This is a genomic window from Roseomonas rosulenta (genome assembly GCF_016106005.1).
Lineage (GTDB): Bacteria > Pseudomonadota > Alphaproteobacteria > Acetobacterales > Acetobacteraceae > Neoroseomonas > Neoroseomonas rosulenta.
The window spans coordinates 1-1,223 of record NZ_JACADR010000549.1 but is presented as its reverse complement, the minus strand read 5'-3'; the positions used below and the strand labels follow the sequence as shown (position 1 = coordinate 1,223).

Annotated in this window: 1 protein-coding gene; it reads left to right on the top strand. The window is 75.5% G+C overall.

The features are described 5' to 3' along the window. Positions 1-105: 105 nt before the first annotated feature. Complete coding sequence (locus HW578_RS26765; RefSeq protein WP_198373733.1) at positions 106-1,197, top strand: ABC transporter ATP-binding protein; 1,092 nt, start codon at positions 106-108, stop codon at positions 1,195-1,197. Positions 1,198-1,223 lie beyond the last annotated feature (26 nt).

Below are 1,223 nucleotides of genomic sequence, written 5' to 3'. Positions count from 1 at the left end.
GGCGCGCCGGTGCGCCGGCCGCGCGGGCGGCAGGGCGGGCGCCGGCGGGGCGTAGCCGCCGGCGCCGCACGTTGACAAGCGCCCGCCCGCGCCGGAGGTATCCACATGGCCGAGACCCTGGTGCGCTTCGAAGGCGTGCGGAAGACCTACGGCGGCGGCGCGGCCGCGGTCCGGTCGCTCGACCTCGACATCGCGCGGGGCGAATTGCTGACGCTGCTGGGGCCCTCGGGCTCGGGCAAGACCACCACGCTGATGATGCTGGCGGGGTTCGAGCGGCCGAGCGCCGGGCGCATCCTGCTGGAGGGACGCGACATCGCGCGGCTGGCGCCGCACCGGCGCGGCATCGGCGTGGTGTTCCAGTCCTACGCGCTGTTCCCGCACATGAGCGTGGCGGAGAACGTGGCCTTCCCGCTGCAGGTGCGCGGCGTGGCGCGGAACGATCAGGCGAAGCGCGTCGCGAAGGCGCTGGCGATGGTGCGGCTGGAGGGCTTCGCGGAGCGTCGCCCGGCCCAGCTCTCGGGCGGGCAGCAGCAGCGCGTCGCCCTGGCGCGGGCGCTGGTCTTCGAGCCGCCGATCGTGCTGCTGGACGAACCGCTCGGCGCGCTCGACAAGGCCCTGCGCGAGGAGATGCAGCTCGAGATCCGCCACCTGCACCAGCGGCTCGGCATCACCATGCTGTATGTCACGCACGACCAGGCCGAGGCGCTGACCCTGTCGGACCGGATCGCGGTGTTCGAGGGCGGGCTGGTGCGCCAGGTGGCCGATCCGCGCGCGCTGTACGACCGCCCGGCCGATGCCTTCGTCGCGGGCTTCGTGGGCGAGAACAACCTCCTGCCCGGCACGATCGTGGCGCGGGATGAGGACGAATGCCGCGTGCGCCTGGCCTGCGGCCCGGTGGTGAGCGCGCAGGCGGTCGATTGCGGCGGGGTGGGCGAAGCCTGCCTGGTCGCGGTGCGGCCAGAACGTGTGGCGGTGGCGGGTGTCACGGCCTCCGACCTCGGCGAGGGCGCGCTGCCCGCGGTGGTGACCGAGGCGATCTTCCTCGGCGATCATGTGCGGCTGCGGCTGGCGATGGGCGATGGCGGCGAGATGCTGGCGAAGCGCCCGGCCGGGATGGGCGCGCTGCCCGCGCCGGGCGGCCCGGCGGCGATCGCCTGGCCCGAGGGGGCGGCCTTCGCGTTCCGCACCGCCACCTGACGGGCCGGGGCGGCCGGGCCGGTGCC

What these genes read in the sequence shown, in the direction of transcription:
- HW578_RS26765 (WP_198373733.1), top strand. Translation starts at nt 106, where the DNA reads ATGGCCGAGACCCTGGTGCGCTTCGAAGGCGTGCGGAAGACCTACGGC.